The organism is Mesorhizobium australicum WSM2073 (genome assembly GCF_000230995.2).
In the GTDB taxonomy this organism is placed as follows: Bacteria; Pseudomonadota; Alphaproteobacteria; order Rhizobiales; family Rhizobiaceae; genus Mesorhizobium; species Mesorhizobium australicum.
Genome location: NC_019973.1, coordinates 3,958,310 through 3,973,817, shown reverse-complemented (window position 1 = coordinate 3,973,817; position 15,508 = coordinate 3,958,310). Strand labels below are relative to the sequence as shown.

Genomic DNA, 15,508 nt, shown 5'->3' with positions numbered 1-15,508 from the left:
CACTTATGGCTATGCACGTGCGGCAAGATCAAGTTGCCGTGCGCGTTTTCCGCGGAAATAGGATTTTACCCACGGCTCCTCGCTCTTCAGCATGTCGTCGATCGTGCCTTCGACCAGCACCTTTTTCTTGCCGAGCACCGCCACGTGGTCGCAGGCGGTAAACAGCGTGTCGAGGTCGTGGGTCACCATATAGACGGTCAGGTCCATGGTGTCGCGCAGCTTGACGACCAGTTCGTCGAACTCGGCCGCGCTGATCGGATCGAGGCCGGACGTCGGCTCGTCGAGAAAAACGATGTCGGGGTCGAGCGCCAGGGCGCGGGCAAGTGCCGCGCGCTTGATCATGCCGCCGGAGAGTTCGGAGGGAAACTTCTGCGCCGCATCCGGCGGCAGTCCGACCAGCTCGATTTTCAGCAGCGCCAACTCGTCCATCAGCTTTCTTGGCAGATCGAGATATTCGCGCATCGGCACCTGCACGTTCTCCATCACGGTCAGCGCCGAAAACAGCGCCCCATGCTGGAACAGAACGCCAAGACGCATGTCGATGCGCAGCCGCTCGAGATCGCTTGCCTTGTCGACGTCGACGCCAAACAGTTTGATTGTTCCCGACTGCTTGGGCATCAGTCCGAGAATGGTTCGCAACAGCACGGACTTGCCGGCGCCCGAGGCACCGACGAACCCCAGTATCTCGCCGCGCTTGATGTCGAGCGACAGTTTGTCGAGGATCAGCTTGTCGTCGATGGCAACGGTGACGTCGTGCACCGAAAGCACGATTTCGCTCTCGTGCGGCGCCTCAGTCGTGATTCCGTTTCCCTTTGCCATGTTACTAGAACTGGATCGCTGCGTAGAACATGGCGAAAAGTCCGTCGAGAATGATGACGACGAAGATCGACTTCACCACCGAAGCGGTCACGTGCTGCCCGAGCGATTCGGCACTGCCGCCGACCTTCATGCCCTCGACTGAAGCGATCGTGCCGATGATCATGGCCATGAACGGCGCCTTGATCAGCCCGGCGAAAATCGTGCTGAGATCGATTGCGACACGCAACCGGTCGATGAAGGCAGCGGGGGGGATATCGGAGTAGAGCCAGGCCGCGACAATGCCGCCGCCGAGCGCGGCGAAATTAGCGATGATCGTCAGACAGGGCAAGGCGATCACCAGGGCAACCAGACGTGGAAAGACCAGGACGCCGATCGGATTGAGGCCGATGACCTTCAGCGCGTCGACCTCCTCGCGCATCTTCATCGAGCCGATTTCGGCGGTGATCGCGCTGCCGGAGCGTCCGGCGATCATGATTGCCGTCATCAGCACGCCGAGTTCGCGCAGGATCAGCACGCCGACCAGGTCGACGACGAAGATGTCGGCGCCGAAATAGCTGAGCTGATAGGCACCCTGCTGGGCGACGATGGCACCAACGATCGCCGACATCAGCACCACCACGGGGATAGCGCCGACGCCCATGCGATCGATCTGGTTGAAGATCGCCGCCGGATTCACGGCATGGCCACGGCCGAGCTTCATCTGCGCGCCGCGGATGGTGGCGCCCAATATGTTCATCGAGGCAAGGAAATCGTCGCGCATCTCGTAGACGCGCCGGCCCACCGCCTCCAATGCCCGAATGACAATGTTGGGCGGTCCCGCCGGTCCGGCTTCGGGTTCGCGCCGGACGGCCTCGCTCACCGCTTCGAGCAGGATGGAAGCGACGTCACTTTGGCCTTGCAGCCTTACCTCGACATTCTTCTTCTCGAAAACGCTCACCAGCCGGTCGATCAGCCAGGCGCCGGCGGTGTCGATCTTCTCGATTTTCGAAAGATCGAGCGCCAACATCTTGAAACCGCTTCGTTTCTCGATCTTGCGCATCTCGGCGTCGATCAGCGCCACCGTCCGCGTCGTCCAGATCCCGGAGAACGCACAGCCGAGGACCCCATCCTCCTCGCCGACCGCGACGCGCGGGTCGTGGTCAGCCCCCGAGGCGGTCGTGCCGCTTGCGTCGCGTTTGCCGATGGTCAACATGGCGTCCTGTTTAGCCTGATGGGTCCGACCTTGTCGATTTGCCGACAACCCTTCTCGCATAGCCGGAGCAGAAAAATATGGCGCGTGTCATTTCGGTCGAGGCCGAACGTTTTCCCATCGCCGGGACCTTCACCATTTCGCGCGGCTCCAAGACTGAGGCCGAGGTCATCACCTGCACGATCAGCGACAACGGCCATGCCGGTCGCGGCGAATGCGTTCCCTACAAGCGCTATGGCGAGACCATGGACGGCGTGAGCGGCGCGATCGCGGCGATGCGCGACCGGATCGCCGGCGGAATGGACCGTGCCGCCCTGCTCGACGCAATGCCTGCCGGAGCGGCGCGTAACGCCATAGACTGTGCCCTGTGGGACCTTGAAGCCAAGATCAGCGGCAATCCGGGGGCGAACGCAATCTGGCCGGCCCCTTTGCATCAGCTCGAAACCGCCTACACGCTGTCGCTCGGCGAACCGGAGGCGATGGCGGCGCAGGCCCGCGCCAATGCCGGCAGGCCGCTGCTGAAGGTCAAGATCGGCGGCGACAACGACGCCGCCCGCATCCAGGCGGTGAGGCAGGCGGCGCCCGGGAGCCGATTGATCCTCGATGCGAATGAAGGCTGGACCGACGACAACATCGTCGCGAATCTGGCTTTTGCCGCGAAGCAAGACATCGCGCTGATCGAGCAGCCGCTGCCGGCGGGCCGTGACGGCATCCTGCGCCACATAGCCCATCCGGTGCCGATCTGCGCTGACGAGAGCGTCCATGAAGCAGGAAACCTCGAGGCGCTTGTCGGCCTCTACGACGCCGTCAACATCAAGCTCGACAAGTCCGGCGGGCTGACAGCGGCGCTCACCTTGCGCGACCGCGCCCGTGAGCTGGGTTTCGGCATCATGGTCGGCTGCATGGTCGGCACGTCGCTGGCAATGGCGCCGGCGGTGCTGCTGGCGCAAGGAGCGGATTTCGTCGACCTCGACGGCCCGCTGCTGCTTGCCCGGGATCGTGTGCCGGGTCTCGTTTACCAGGGATCGCTCGTCTCACCCCCGGACCGGGCTCTGTGGGGCTGAGCGCGCGGCAAACCCGATCAGCATAAGGCCGACGATCGCGATCGGGATCATCGCCAGGAATCCATCGACACCGAGACGGTCATAGAGCGGGCCGGAAACAAGCGTAACGGCGGCCATGAAGAAGCCGTTGAAGAAATAGGCGATGCCTTGCGCGGCACCCGTGCGCTCTTCGGAGACGGTCTCGCCGATCATTTTCTGCAGGCCGATCAGCACCATTGCGACAGACACCGAATGCAGCGACTGCACGGCAAAGAAGCCGGCGATGCCGAGGCCGAGCGGCCATATCAGTGGAAAGATGATCCAGCGCACAACGGATCCAATGCCGGCAATCACCATCACCTTGACGACAGACACGGAGGCGAAAATGCGATTGAAAAACACAAACATGCAGACTTCCGACACCACGCCCCACGCCCACAGCAGGCCGACAACGGAATCGCTGATGCCGATCGATTTCCAGTAAATGGAAACGAAACCGTAGAGGAAGGCGTGGCTGGCTGTAATGATGCCGACGCCAAGGGTGAAGGAGAGGAAATAAGCGTTGAACAGGCTTGGCGCCGCGTGCTGGATTTCCACTGCCGACAGCGGCGAGGCCTTTCGCGGCCGTCCCATGCGCGGTGCCAGCAGGCCTGCGATGAGTGCCGCGCCAAGGGCAAGGAATATGATCACCGGGACGGCTCCAGGGCCACTGGCCGCCAGGATGAAACCGCCGGCGACATTGGCCAGGAGATAACAGATCGACCCCCATTTGCGCATGCTCGCGTAATTGGCCCCGAAGCGGCGCACGCCCGAGAGCGCCAGCGAATCGGCGATCGGCGAATGTGGCGTCCAGACGATAGTCAGCACCAGCGACACCGCCAGCACCGTCGCGTATGTCGGGGTCAGGAAGTATCCCGCGGACAGCAGCAGCGATGCGGCGACGAGCACGACATAGACATCGGCGCGGTCCCTGGCTCGATCCGCAAGTGTGGTCAGCAGCGGCGTCGTTACGACGCGCAGGAACATCGGCGCCGCCAGGATGACGGCGATCTGCTCGGCATGAAACCCCTTGGCCTGCAACCAAAGCGGGAAATAGGGCAAATGGGTACCAAGCGATATGAACAACGTGCCGAAGATCAGGCTCATGCGCAGTTCAAAACGGCTCGGCTTCACGAGTTGTTCGGGCAAAAGCGGTGGCAGCGGCATGAATCGATCCAATGACGCTGCGCTCAACGACCGGCGAGCAGCGCAAGCCGATCCTTAACATGAGCAAAAACCGGACGAAACCGGCTGGACCAGTCGATTAACACCAGAAATTGCAGGGCCGGCTTCGCCTCAGGCCGCCTGCACCACCCTGTCCTCGATCAGCAGCGGGATGAAGGGCTCGTCAAACGCTTCAGGCAATACATGCGCCCAGGTCAGGATTTCCATGCGGCCGTCGAAATGCTCGACCACGGCGGTGCAGCTCTCCACCCAGTCGCCGGTGTTGATATATTGTACGTCCCCATAGCTTTCGATGGCGGCATGGTGGATATGCCCGCAGATGACGCCGTCGACATGCGAGCGTCGCGCTTCCTCGCTGAGCACTGTCTGGAACGAGCCGATGAAGTTCACCGCCTTCTTGACCTTGACCTTGGCCCAGGACGAAAACGACCAGTAAGGCAGGCCGAGCAGCTGGCGCAACCGCGTGATCACCCGATTGACTTGCATGGCGGCGTCATAGGCATGGTCGCCGAGATAAGCGAGCCAACGCTGGTTGTGGACTACAGTGTCGAACTGGTCGCCATGGATGACCAGCAGCCGCCGGCCATCGGCGGTTTCATGGATGGCGCGGTCGGCAACGACGATGCCGCCGAAATGCACGCCCTGGAACTGGCGGGCGAATTCGTCGTGATTGCCGGCGATATAGGTGATCGAGGCGCCCTTGCGCGCCTTGCGCAGCAGTTTCTGCACGACGTCATTGTGGCTTTGCGGCCAATGCCAGCTGCGCCTCAGGCGCCAGCCGTCGACGATATCGCCGACCAGATAGATGATGTCGGCGTCGTGGTAGCGCAGGAAGTCGATCAGGAAATCGGCCTTCGCCGCCTTCGAGCCCAGATGGACATCGGAAATAAACATGCTGCGGAAAGTGCGGGGCTCTTGGCCTGACATCGCGGATTCACCCTTGCTTTCGAGCAGCCTATGCCCCGATTCATGCAACAACCGTATGACGGTTGCGATTGGTCCAGCGCTAGCGCTAGCCTGCCGGGCAAATCAAAGGAGAAAATCGTCATGGATCTCGGTATCCGCGGAAAGAAGGCCATCGTCTGCGCTTCGAGCAAGGGGCTTGGCCGTGGCTGCGCCATGGCGCTGGCCGAGGCGGGCTGCGACATCGTCGTCAATGGGCGCAATCCGGAGCTGGTCGCGAAAACCGCCGCGGAACTGCGCCAGCGCCATGGCGTGACGGTGACGGAAGTGGTCGGCGACGTTTCTAAGCCGGAGATACAGAAAGCGCTGCTCGCCGCCTGTCCGGAACCCGACATCCTCGTCAACAACAATGGCGGACCGCCATTGCGCGATTTCCGCGAACTCGATCGCGGCAAAATCCTCGAAGGCGTGACCCAGAACATGGTGACGCCGATCGAACTGGTGCAGGCGGTCATTGACGGCATGGCTGCGCGCGGCTTCGGCCGCATCGTCAACATCACCTCGCTATCGGTCTACGTCCCCATACCCGGCCTCGACCTGTCGTCGGGCGCGCGCGCCGGCCTGACCTCGTTTCTCGCCGGCGTGGCGCGCACGGTGATCGAGCGCAACGTGACCATCAACAGTCTCTTGCCCGGCAAGCTCGACACTGACCGACTGCGCGGCCCGCATGAGGCTGGCACGCCGGAGGATCCCAAGGCGGCCGCGGCGCGCAAGACCCGCATCAGTGCCGACGTGCCGGCCAAACGGCTCGGCACGCCGGAGGAATTCGGCCAGATCTGCGCCTTCCTCTGCTCGGTCCATGCCGGCTACCTGACCGGGCAGAATATACCCGTCGATGGCGGTCTCTACGTCAGCGCTTTCTGACCGAAATGTCGGCAAAGCGGCGCGAAACATCCGGCATGTAACAGCCGTAAGTGTCTGACATCCAGAGATTTTCGATGCGCTGGCGCTTAAAGATGCCGGCGCGTCAATTAGCGTCGCGAAAAACCTTGGCCTCATGCTAAAAGGACTCCCGAAGCAGGTTTCGAGGAGCGGCCGCATGGAAGGCGAGAACAAGAAAACGGCACGTTCGGACCTCGACGAAGCCGCGCTCTATTTCCACAAGCACCCGACGCCGGGAAAGCTCGAGATCCAGGCGACCAAGCCGCTCGGCAACCAGCGCGACCTGGCGCTCGCTTATTCGCCCGGCGTCGCCGCCCCTTGCCTCGAAATCCGCGACAATCCGGCGACGGCCGCCGACTACACGGCGCGCGCCAACCTGGTCGGTGTCGTATCAAACGGCTCGGCCGTGCTCGGCCTCGGCAATATCGGGCCGCTCGCCTCCAAGCCGGTGATGGAGGGCAAGGCGGTCCTGTTCAAGAAGTTCGCCGGCATCGACGTCTTCGACATCGAGATCGACGCGCCGGAAATCGAGCGCATGGTCGAAACCGTCGCCGCTCTGGAGCCGACCTTCGGCGGCATCAACCTCGAGGACATCAAGGCGCCGGAGTGTTTCGAGGTCGAGGAACGCCTGAAGGCTCGCATGAGCATACCGGTGTTCCATGACGATCAGCACGGGACCGCCATCATCGTTGCCGCTGCCGTGCTCAACGGGCTGGAATTCGCCGGCAAGACCATTTCGGACATCAAGGTCGTCACCTCCGGCGCGGGTGCTGCCGCACTAGCCTGTCTCAATCTTCTCGTTTCCCTCGGCGTGCGCGTCGAAAACATCTGGGTCACCGACCGGTTCGGCGTCGCTTACAAGGGCCGTGTCGACGAGATGGACCGTTGGAAAGATCCTTATGTGAAGGACACCGACGCGCGCACCCTGGCCGACGTCATAACGGGCGCCGATGTTTTCCTCGGTCTCTCCGCCGCCGGCGTGCTGAAGCCGGAACTGCTGCAACACATGGCACCGAAGCCGCTGATCCTGGCGCTGGCCAATCCCAATCCGGAGATCATGCCGGAAGTGGCGCGCGCGGCCCGTCCAGACGCCATGATCTGCACCGGACGGTCCGATTTTCCCAATCAGGTCAACAACGTGCTTTGCTTCCCCTACATCTTCAGGGGTGCGCTCGACTGCGGCGCCAGCGCCATCAACGAGGAGATGAAGATGGCGGCGGTGCGGGCCATCGCCGCCCTTGCCCGCGAAGAGCCTTCCGATGTCGCCGCGCGCGCCTATTCCAGCGAGACGCCGGTCTTCGGACCCGAATTCCTGATCCCCTCGCCCTTCGATCCGCGCCTCATCCTGCGCATTGCGCCGGCGGTGGCCAAGGCAGCCTGCGACACCGGTGTGGCGACACGGCCGATCACCGACTTCGCCGCCTATATCGACAAGCTCAACCGCTTCGTCTTCCGCTCCGGCCTGGTGATGAAGCCGGTGTTCTCTTCCGCCAAGGCCTCCAGCGCCAAGCGCGTCATCTACGCCGACGGCGAGGACGAGCGCGTACTGCGTGCCGCCCAGGTTGTGCTTGAGGAAGGCATCGCCGAGCCGATCCTGATCGGCCGCCCGCACGTCATCGAGGTCAGGCTGAAGCGCTATGGCCTGCGTATCAAGCCCGGGGTCGATTTCGGCCTGATCAACCCGGAGGACGATCCGCGCTACCGCCACTATGTCGACCTCCTGATCGAACTCGCCGGCCGCCGCGGCGTGACGACGGAGGCCGCGCGTACCATGGTGCGCACCGACAACACGGTGATCGCCGCACTTGCGCTGAAGCGCGGCGATGCCGACGCCATGGTCTGCGGCCTCGAAGGCCGTTTCGAGCGGCATCTGCGCAATGTGACGCTGATCATAGGGCCGCGCACCGGCATCAAGGACCGGGACCTGTCCACGCTATCCATGCTGATCTCGCAACGCGGCATCATCTTCCTTACCGACACCCACGTCTCCGTCGACCCGACGGCCGACGAGATCGCCGAGATGACCGTGCTGGCGGCGGAAGAAATCCAGCGTTTCGGCATCGAGCCGAAGGCGGCACTCTTGTCGCATTCGGATTTCGGCTCGCGCGATTCGCCGAGCGCGCTGAAGATGCGTCAGGCCGCGGCGATTCTGGCGCGCATCGCGCCGGAGCTGCAGTGCGACGGCGAAATGCACGCCGATTCCGCTTTGTCGGAGCATCTGCGCCAGCGCGTCTATCCGCATTCGCGCCTGAAGGGCGAAGCCAATCTCCTGGTGTTCCCGAACCTCGATTCGGCCAACATCACGCTGACGGCGCTGCGGGCCATGATGGATGCCTTGCATGTCGGCCCCATCCTTCTCGGCACCGACAAGCCGGCGCACATATTGACACCCTCGGTGACCTCGCGCGGCGTCGTCAACATGACGGCGCTGGCGGTGGTCGAAGCCGCGCACAAGGCCCAGGCGATCGCCAATCTGGACTGAACCGGCGGTCGCGATCCGATTGATCCGGCCCCGATTGAGGTGTGGCGGCGACGCGTCACGGAACGCATTGTCGGAATCGAGTGTTGCGAGCCGACAACTCTTAACCGAGAAATCCGGCATCGGACGAATGCGGATTTCTCGGACCAGGTCAATTTGATATGGTCACGCCGTCTGATTGGGCGGTGAAAATGTCATGAGAGCCCTGTTGCTGGCTTCGGCAATGCTGACTGTGATTGGCGGACAGGCGTTCGCCGCCGACGCCATCGGGCTGGGCCCGGCCGCGCATGACTGGTCCGGCGTCTATGTCGGCGGGCATCTCGGCTATGGTTTCGGCAAAACCGACGCGACCTACAACCTGCCAAATACGCCAGCGATCCGGGGCACGCAGGACTACGACATCGACGGCTTTCTGGGCGGTGTCCAGATCGGCTACAATTACCAGGTCAATTCCGCGGTTCTGGGGATCGAGGCCGATATTTCGGGCGCCGATATCAAGGGGCATTCCGACGAGGTCAATGTCGGCGGAGGCGATGTCTACGACACCAGGGTGGATTGGTTCGGATCGATCAGCGCCAGGGCAGGCTATGCGTTCGGCAGCACCCTTGTCTACGGGACCGGCGGCCTCGCTATCGGAGGTGTCGAGAACCAGTATCTCGATGGCCCGGCCGACAGCTATTCCGAAAAGAACACCAAAATTGGCTGGACGATTGGCGCCGGGCTGGAGCAGGCAATCACCGATCATTGGTCGGCAAATGCCGAATACCGATATGTCGACCTGCGGGATCAGACGATCAACTACGCGCCCAACTCCAATACGACTTTCGACAACACGTTCAGTACCGTCAGGATCGGGATGAACTACAAGTTCTGATGGCCCACCCGGCCATTGCCGGACTGATGGGCACACCGAATGCGCGCGGCTTTTTTCAGCCGGCAACTAAGCAACTTCCGAAATAGACGCTTAACCGCGAACGGGGTAGCCTTGGCGACCACAGGCAAGCGGGATCGAGGCGGATGGCGAGCGGAGGTTTGAAGCAGGCGCATGCTGCCGTGCTGCTTGGCCTTCTGCTGTCCGGCGCCGTGGTCAGCGAGCCGCAGGCCGCTTCGCGGGTCTGCCGTCAACTGGAGGCCGAGCTCGCCGCGGCTTCGCGTGGCGGCGGCGGTCCGGCAATGATCCGCAAATACGATGCGGCCATCTACCGGCAGCGCGAACAGATCTCCAAGGCCCGCAGCCAGGCGGACAATGCCGGTTGCGGGTTTTCACTATTTTCCCGCAACATCAACCGGTGCGCCGGGCTCAACGCCACCATCGAGCGCATGAGCGCCAATCTCGACAGTCTGCAAGCCAAGCGCGCCCAACTCGCCGGCGGCAGTTCACGCCGCGACCGGGGCCGTATCCTGGCGGCGCTCGATGCCAATGACTGTCGTGACGATGCGGTTGCGCCGCGCCGCGAGCCTCCGCTGGAAGCGAATCGTGAAGATGGAGGCAATGCCAATCTCTTCGACCAGCTTTTCGGCGGCGACGACCGTCAGATCGATACATTGGACCAGCCTGACGATTCCGGGGAGGAACGCGATGTCGGCCGCGTCCTGAACCAGCCCGGCAGTCCGGACGTTGCGAGCAGCGGCGGCGAATTCCACACCAGTTGCGTGCGCACTTGCGACGGCTATTTCTTCCCCATGTCGAACGCCGCCTCGGCCGGCGATTTCGAGCGCGACCAGAAGAATTGCGAATCAGCCTGCCCCGGCACCGAGATGCAGGTCTTCTATTCGCGCGGCATGGACGATGATTCGGCATCGATGATGTCATCGGTCACCGGCAGGCCCTACGGCGAATTGCCGACCGCCTATCTCTACAAGCAGCCCGACATGTCGCGGCCGCCCGCGTGCGGCTGCAACGCCGCGCAGAATTTCCAGATCATTGGCGGCAACTCGCCAAGCCCCCAACAGTCACAGCCCGAACCGGAAGCGGCACCGCTCGTTCCGGTGCCGGCCTTAAAGCCCGATCCGGGTGCCGACCCGGAGACCCTGGCCAACAGGGACGGCGGGCTCGACCGTGAGGCCATCAAGCGCCTCTCGGCCAAGCCTGTGACATCGCCGGTTTCTGCCGTGCCTCCGGACCAGCGCAAGGTCAGGGTCGTCGGGCCAACGTTCCTTCCCGACCCATCAGGGGCAATAGATCTGCAAGCTCCGGCCCCGAAGGCAGTCCAGTAAGGGCAAGCCTGAGCGGCATGAACAGCGCCTTGCCCTTGCGGCCGGTCGCTTCCCTGATCTTGCCGGTCCAATCCTTCCAGACCGTCCCGTTCCACGGCTCCTCAGGCAGGAGATCGAGCGCCTGGTGCAGAAAATCGCGGTCGTCGTCGGAAAAGTCGGGCTTCTCCCGCGGCCCTTCGCGCAGGACGCGCCACCAGGCAACCGCATCGGCTAGTCGGTCGAGATTGCCGCGCACCGCCAGCCAGAATGGTTCGGCCTGTTCGCCGGAAATACCCAGCACCATCAGCCGGTCCCGCGCCTCGTCGAACGGCATGTGATGCAGCAGCACCCGGTTGAGCACGAACAGTTCGGCCGGATCGAACTTGGACGACGATTTCGAGGTCGCGGCCGGGTCGAAATGGCCGGCGAGTTCGGTCAGGTCATGCGCGGCCGCGACATTTTCCGACGTGCCGACCAGTACGGCCAGCGAAGCGACGGCCATCGGCTCGATGCCGTCTTCGCGCAGGCTCTCGATGGAAAGTGCGCCGGTGCGCTTCGACAGCCCCTCGCCCGAGACGGTGGTCAGGAGATTGTGGTGGCCGAAGACGGGCGGCTCGGCACCCAGCGCCTTGAACAGGGCGATTTGCACGCCGGTGTTCGTGACATGATCGTCGCCGCGGATGACATGGCTGACACCCATCTCCATGTCGTCGACGACGGAGGGCAGCGTGTAGAGATAGGTGCCGTCCTCACGCACCAGCACCGGATCGGACAGCGAGGCCAGATCCACCATCTCCTCGCCACGCACCAAATCGTCCCAGCGGATCTCGGTGCGCTCCGGCTGCAGCGGATCGCCGGAGAAATTGGGCAGCAGGAAACGCCAGTGGGGCCGGCGTCCATCGGCCTGATATTCGGCCACCTGCTCTGTCGTCAGCGCCAATGCCTCGCGGCCATAGACCGGCGGCAGGCCCCGCGTGCGGCGCACCTTGCGCCTGAGATCGAGTTCTTCCGGCGTTTCGTAGCAGGCGTAAAGAACGCCCGCCGCCTTCAGCCGCTCCACCGCCGCGTCATAGATTTCGAAGCGCCGCGACTGATACTCGGTGGCATCCGGGAAAATGCCCAGCCAGTGCAGGTCGTAAAGGATGGCGTCGGCGAATTCCTGCTTCGAGCGGGCGATGTCGGTGTCGTCGAAGCGCTGGATGAAGCGGCCCTTGTTGTTGAGGGCAAACAGCCAGTTGAACAGAGCGGTGCGCGCATTGCCGATATGGATGCGGCCGGTCGGTGACGGGGCGAAACGAACGGTAACTGTCATGAGCGGGGCGTACCGGATGCCTTTATGATTGACAAGATGCGCCCCCGCGCCGTGCCGCAGACATAGAACATGGCGGCTGGAATGAAAAGACCGGGCCGGCACGCCTCAGCTGGCGCAAGACCCCGCCGTGAGAGGGCAAGCGGCCAGCGGAGCCGACGAACAGGTGGTTGACGACGATCAGCGGCCGAAGTCGTCTGAACTCAGGCGGGTCCAGCGGTCGCCCATCAAGCCGCCGATAGCGATGTCGCCGGAGCGGACCGCTTGCGTGACCTCGGCGATTCGCGAGCGGACCATCGTTCCGCCGGCATAGCGGAAGAAGACATTCCTGTAGCCGAAGAGGTGAGGCATGAACTTGTCCTGGGTCTGCCCGGTTATGCCTGCGCAGCCCATATCCCGCGCTGCCGCGACGAGGCCGTCCAGCGTCGCGCCCCAGTGGTGTCCGGAAGCCTGGATTTGCAGCAGGACCGCCATGTCTCCGACCCGGCCGTAAAAGGCATAGCAACCGAGCATTTTGCCTGTCTCATCGTAAGTCCCGCCGAAATGAAGTGGTCCGTCGGCCCGCTTCTCGGCCGCCAGCGCGAGCAGCCGCGGCAGTTCGCCGTCCTTCCAACTCGGCCGAAGAGCGTAATCGGAGAGAAGGGTCGGCAACCGCTCGGCAAACTGCGCGGCATTGATCGGCTCGGCATGGACCCGATGCGACGATGAAGCCTGGAAAGGCGATCCGAACCTTCGCTTCGCGACAGCGTCGAATGCTCTCGCACAGGGATCGAGTGCCAAGCGAGGCAGGCCGGGCCATTTACGGTGCAGCGCGGCGGCGGCCATCGCGGCTGGCCGGAAGATGCAGGTCCATCCCAGGCAATGGACCGGCAGGAGCTGGTATTTCATCGGTCGCGCGAAGGCCAGGGAGACCCGGTTGGCCGAATCCGTCAGTTGCAGATCGAATTCGCCTTGGTGCAAGGCGCGCAGCAATTGCGGTCCTGCCGAGCCATCGTCGGCGCCAGTGTCGGCCATGAACGGACCGATGATCGCCGCATTCAATCCAGCGCCGTTGAACTCGTAACGGGCTTTCAGGACGCCGAGGAACCCGCCCAGATCCCCCTGCCGGTTGATCTGGACAAGAGCGCTCGCACCGGGCTGGCCGGCGGGGTCAAGATAGATCTTTCTCATGTATTCGGCCGTCTCCTCGATAGCGCGATCGAGGAGGTGACGCCGGCGGCGGCGAAACTTCGTCAGGAAGAGTGCCGCGACGCGCTCGAGATCTTCGGCGGCGAGTGGCCGAACCGAGCCGTGCTGGGAATCCAGCACCGACGGGGCCGTCACCTTTTGCGCGCCGGCATTTGCGGAAACGAGATGCATCGTAAACACCGAACAGGTTGCTTTTACAGAGTACAGCAACCAAAAGTGGAAACAACGAATCTCGGCCGGTAACGTAAACAGACGTCCCGCACTCGGGACTTTGGCTTCGCGCTGCGATTGCGAGCGCCACATGGCTCGCCGGCTTATGGCAACCGATAGAGGTGGCCCCCGGCAGGAGCCGGAGGCCACCTCGGATCACATCACGAGGCCCTTGGTAAGTTCCAGCGCCTGGCGCTCGAACAGGCGGCGGTAGATGCCGCCCTTCAGCCGGATCAACTCGTCATGCGAGCCTTCCTCGACGATCTTGCCGCGATCGAAGACCAGCAGTCTGTCGAGCGCCCGCACCGTCGAAAGCCGATGCGCGATGACCAGTGTCGTGCGGCCGACCATCAGCCGTTCCATCGCTTGCTGGATGAGCACCTCCGATTCCGAATCGAGGCTCGACGTCGCCTCGTCCAGGATCAGGATGCGCGCATCGGCCAGGAAAGCGCGGGCGATCGCCACGCGCTGGCGCTCGCCGCCCGACAGTTTCACGCCACGTTCGCCGACCAGCGTGCCATAGCCCTTCGGCAGGCTGGTGATGAAGTCGTGGGCGCTCGCCAGCCTGGCGGCATGCTCGATCTCCCCCTGCGTCGCGCTTGGCCTGGCATAGGCGATGTTTTCGGCCAGCGACCGGTGGAACAGGATCGGTTCCTGCTGAACGATGGCGATCTGGCCGCGCAGCGACGACTGGGCGACCTGTGAGATATCCTGGCCATCGATCACGATCTTTCCCGCATTCACGTCATAGAGCCGCTGGATGAGCTTGACGAATGTGGTCTTGCCCGAACCCGAGTGACCGACGAGCCCGACACGCTCGCCCGGCGCGATATCCACCGAAAAGTCACGGTAGAGCGGCGACCGGTGATTGCCGTAGTGAAAGGTGACCTTGTCGAAGGCGATGTGGCCCTGCGTGATGGCAATCGGTTCGGCGCCGGGCCTGTCTTCGATGCCGAGCGGTTCGGACTGGAAATCGACCAGTTCCTCCATGTCGTTGATCGAACGCTGCAGATTGCGGATATGCGTGCCGATATCGCGCAAATAGCCTTGCAGCACGAAGAATGAGGTCAGCACGAAAGCGACATCGCCGGCGCTCGCCTGCCCCCACGACCACAGCATCAGCGCCAGGCCGATCACGGCGGCCCGCATGACCAACAGCAGCACCCCTTGCGTGGTGCCGTTGATGGTGCCGCGCACCCAGGTGCGCCGCGTGCGGTCGCGCCATTTGGCGACCACCCTGGCGAGACGGCGCTCTTCGCGCGCCTCGGCGCCAAAGCCCTTGACCACGGCATTGCAGCTGACCGCGTCGGCCAGCGAGCCGCCGAGGCGCGTGTCCCAGGTGTTCGCAAGCCTTGCCGCGGGCGCGACATAGCCAAGCGACAACATGGCCGTCACCGTGATGAACAGCAGGGAGCCGGCCGCGACGACCACGCCCATCAGCGGCCAGAACCAGCCGAGCAGCAGCGTCGAGCCGGCGAGCATGACCACCGACGGCAGCAGCGCGATCAGGATCGTGTCGTTGAGCAGGTCGAGCGCCCACATGCCGCGCGTCACCTTGCGCACCGTCGAGCCGGCAAACGAGTTGGCATGCCAGTCGGTCGAAAAGCGCTGAACGCGATGGAAGGCGTCGGCCGCGATGTCGGCCATCATCTTGAGTGTCAGCTCAACGATTCCCATGAAGGCAAGATTGCGCAACACGACGCCAGTCAGCGCCAGCGCCATCAAGAAGAAAAATGCCGTCATCGCGGCGTTCCAGGCAATGGCATCCGCTCCGGCGCTGCTGGCGACAGCATCGACCAGCCGACCGGAGTAGAGCGGCGTCAGCACGTCGGCCAGCGTCGACAACAGGAAACCGCCCATGATGAGCGAGAGCCGCCAAGGCTGACGCCGCCAATGGGTAAGTGTGAAGCCAAGAACGCTGCGAAAGGCGCTCGCGCGCAAATCGATCTTGAAACGAGCCATGATGTCATTCGGGCGCAAAACGAGCCCGATCCCAATAAAAGTCG

At 63.3% G+C, this 15,508-nt stretch carries 12 protein-coding genes; 5 read left to right on the top strand and 7 right to left on the bottom strand.

From position 1 onward, the window contains the following. Positions 1 to 9: 9 nt before the first annotated feature. Positions 10 to 819: an ABC transporter ATP-binding protein gene (locus MESAU_RS19010; RefSeq protein WP_015317666.1), complete on the bottom strand. Its 810-nt coding sequence runs from the start codon at positions 817 to 819 to the stop codon at positions 10 to 12. A gap of 4 nt (positions 820 to 823) precedes the next feature. Continuing rightward, positions 824 to 2,011: an ABC transporter permease gene (locus MESAU_RS19005; RefSeq protein ID WP_015317665.1), complete on the bottom strand. Its 1,188-nt coding sequence runs from the start codon at positions 2,009 to 2,011 to the stop codon at positions 824 to 826. 77 nt (positions 2,012 to 2,088) lie between these two features. Between MESAU_RS19005 and dgcA the strand changes: the two genes are divergently transcribed. Beyond that, the gene (gene dgcA, locus MESAU_RS19000) at positions 2,089 to 3,072 is read left to right on the top strand and encodes an N-acetyl-D-Glu racemase DgcA (RefSeq protein ID WP_015317664.1); all 984 of its coding nucleotides are present in this window, start codon (positions 2,089 to 2,091) and stop codon (positions 3,070 to 3,072) included. Here the strand turns inward: dgcA and MESAU_RS18995 are convergent. Next, the gene (locus MESAU_RS18995) at positions 3,043 to 4,257 is read right to left on the bottom strand and encodes an MFS transporter (RefSeq protein ID WP_015317663.1); all 1,215 of its coding nucleotides are present in this window, start codon (positions 4,255 to 4,257) and stop codon (positions 3,043 to 3,045) included. The genes dgcA and MESAU_RS18995 overlap by 30 nt on opposite strands. 129 nt (positions 4,258 to 4,386) lie before the next feature. Next, positions 4,387 to 5,169, bottom strand: coding sequence for a UDP-2,3-diacylglucosamine diphosphatase (locus MESAU_RS18990; protein ID WP_041163826.1), 783 nt, complete (start codon positions 5,167 to 5,169; stop codon positions 4,387 to 4,389). Positions 5,170 to 5,322: 153 nt separating this feature from the next. Between MESAU_RS18990 and MESAU_RS18985 the strand changes: the two genes are divergently transcribed. The 4 genes from MESAU_RS18985 (at position 5,323) to MESAU_RS18970 (ending at position 10,816) form a co-directional block, all read left to right on the top strand. Next, complete coding sequence (locus tag MESAU_RS18985) at positions 5,323 to 6,102, top strand: SDR family oxidoreductase (RefSeq protein ID WP_015317661.1); 780 nt, start codon at positions 5,323 to 5,325, stop codon at positions 6,100 to 6,102. Between the two features lie 175 nt (positions 6,103 to 6,277). Beyond that, complete coding sequence (locus MESAU_RS18980; protein ID WP_015317660.1) at positions 6,278 to 8,602, top strand: NADP-dependent malic enzyme; 2,325 nt, start codon at positions 6,278 to 6,280, stop codon at positions 8,600 to 8,602. Positions 8,603 to 8,795: 193 nt separating this feature from the next. Continuing rightward, positions 8,796 to 9,473: an outer membrane protein gene (locus tag MESAU_RS18975; protein ID WP_015317659.1), complete on the top strand. Its 678-nt coding sequence runs from the start codon at positions 8,796 to 8,798 to the stop codon at positions 9,471 to 9,473. 143 nt (positions 9,474 to 9,616) lie between these two features. Then, a complete protein-coding gene (locus tag MESAU_RS18970; protein ID WP_015317658.1) occupies positions 9,617 to 10,816 on the top strand; it encodes a DUF2865 domain-containing protein in 1,200 nt (399 codons plus the stop codon). On the opposite strand, the gene MESAU_RS18965 is transcribed toward MESAU_RS18970, so the two are convergent. The 3 genes from MESAU_RS18965 to MESAU_RS18955 all read right to left on the bottom strand — a co-directional run bounded on the left by MESAU_RS18965 (position 10,734) and on the right by MESAU_RS18955 (position 15,464). Continuing rightward, positions 10,734 to 12,107, bottom strand: a complete 1,374-nt coding sequence (locus tag MESAU_RS18965; RefSeq protein ID WP_015317657.1) for a glutamate--tRNA ligase — start codon at positions 12,105 to 12,107, stop codon at positions 10,734 to 10,736. The genes MESAU_RS18970 and MESAU_RS18965 overlap by 83 nt on opposite strands. Before the next feature lie 177 nt (positions 12,108 to 12,284). Next, the gene (locus tag MESAU_RS18960) at positions 12,285 to 13,595 is read right to left on the bottom strand and encodes a hypothetical protein (RefSeq protein WP_245262880.1); all 1,311 of its coding nucleotides are present in this window, start codon (positions 13,593 to 13,595) and stop codon (positions 12,285 to 12,287) included. 63 nt (positions 13,596 to 13,658) lie between these two features. Beyond that, positions 13,659 to 15,464: an ABC transporter ATP-binding protein gene (locus tag MESAU_RS18955; RefSeq protein ID WP_041163825.1), complete on the bottom strand. Its 1,806-nt coding sequence runs from the start codon at positions 15,462 to 15,464 to the stop codon at positions 13,659 to 13,661. Positions 15,465 to 15,508: the final 44 nt, after the last annotated feature.